At 68.1% G+C, this 1454-nt stretch carries 3 protein-coding genes; all 3 read right to left on the bottom strand.

Annotated features, from left to right (window positions below; genetic code table 11):
* A partial coding sequence (locus tag ACESL5_RS02290) for a hypothetical protein (RefSeq protein ID WP_372591163.1) occupies positions 1-187 on the bottom strand: 187 nt, incomplete at its 3' end.
* A complete protein-coding gene (locus ACESL5_RS02285) occupies positions 184-720 on the bottom strand; it encodes a KdsC family phosphatase (protein WP_372591162.1) in 537 nt (178 codons plus the stop codon). The genes ACESL5_RS02290 and ACESL5_RS02285, both read right to left, overlap by 4 nt.
* A partial coding sequence (locus ACESL5_RS02280; protein ID WP_372591161.1) for a KpsF/GutQ family sugar-phosphate isomerase occupies positions 717-1454 on the bottom strand: 738 nt, incomplete at its 5' end. The genes ACESL5_RS02280 and ACESL5_RS02285, both read right to left, overlap by 4 nt.

Below are 1454 nucleotides of genomic sequence, written 5' to 3'. Positions count from 1 at the left end.
GGTATGCGAGTTGGCCCTGCTTATCATACTGCCAGCTTTGGGCGGCATCGATGCGTTGGGCGTAGCCACCCGTCGATTGGGAAAGCAGCCCGGGCTGGCCCGACAGGTTCTGCCAGGCCAGCCAGGCAAGCACGGCCAGCCCGACCACCGCAATCGCTAACCGGTAGATCCGGGCGGACACGGTCACGAATACCGGGACAGTATCTCGGCCCACTCTCCGCGGGCGTCGATCAGTGTGTCGATCAGGGCACGCACGGCCCCGTGGCCGCCGGGGAGGGGGCTGATCCAGTCGACCCGGGAGCGGATCACCGGCGGTGCGTCGGCCACCGTGGCCGAGAGGCCGGCTCGGTTGAGCATGGGCAGGTCGAGCACGTCGTCGCCCATGGCGGCCACCTCGGCGAGCTCGAGATCGAGCAGCTGGGCGAGTTCCTCGATGGCCTGGCCCTTGTCCGTGGCACCCAGTACCACGTGCTGGATGCCGAGATCGGCGGCCCGGCGACTGACCGCGGGCGAGGAGCGGCCGGTGATGATGGCCACGTCCACGCCGAGCGCCTGGATCAGCTTGATGCCGTGGCCGTCACGGCTGTGGAAAATCTTGTGCTCGTCGCCGCCTTCGGTCATGTGGAGTCGGCCGTCGGTCATCACGCCGTCGACGTCCAGTACCAGCAGGCGGATGCCGCGGGCGCGTTCGAGCCAGGTGCTGTCATGACGGTTCATCATGCCACCCCCGCCCGCAGCAGGTCGTGCATGTTCAGTGCGCCGACGAGCCGCTCCTTGGCATCCACGACCAGCAGGCCGTTGATCTTGTCGCGCTCCATGATGGCCATGGCCTCGGCGGCTAGTACATTTTCACGGCAGGTGCGTGGGCCGGGGGTCATCACCCGCTCGATCGGACAGTCGAGGTCGAAATCGCTGCGGTCGAGCAGGCGGCGCAGATCACCGTCGGTGAACAGGCCCAGGAGATGGTCTTCCTCGTCGACGATGGCGGTCATTCCGAGACCACCGGAGGACATCACCAGTAGCGCCTGTTTGACGCTATGGCGCGGTCCGACCCTGGGCAACTGTTCGCCCGTGTGCATCACGTCACGCACATGCAGCAGCAACCGGCGACCCAGGGAGCCGCCCGGGTGGGACAGGGCGAAGTCCTCGGGCTGGAAGCCGCGCGCATCGAGCAGGGCGACGGCCAGGGCATCGCCCATGACCAGCGTGACCGTGGTGCTCGCCGTCGGGGCGAGGTTGAGCGGGCAGGCCTCGCGCTCGACACCGACGTCGAGATGCACGTCCGCGGAGCGGGCCAGGGTGGAGTCGGGACGGCCGGTCATGGCGAGCAGCGGCACGCCCAGGCGCTTGATGACCGGCAGGATGGCGAGCATTTCCCCGGTCTCGCCGGAGTTCGACAGGGCGATGACCACGTCCCGATCGGTGATCATGCCCAGGTCCCCGTGGCTGGCCTC

This window comes from Guyparkeria sp. (genome assembly GCF_041687595.1).
Classification (GTDB): Bacteria; Pseudomonadota; Gammaproteobacteria; order Halothiobacillales; family Halothiobacillaceae; genus Guyparkeria.
The sequence above is the reverse complement of the archived record's forward strand: the minus strand, read 5'-3'. Positions and strand labels throughout refer to the sequence as shown.

Coding starts and splice junctions, on each gene's coding strand:
- ACESL5_RS02285 (WP_372591162.1), bottom strand. CDS start 720: ATGATGAACCGTCATGACAGCACCTGGCTCGAACGCGCCCGCGGCATC.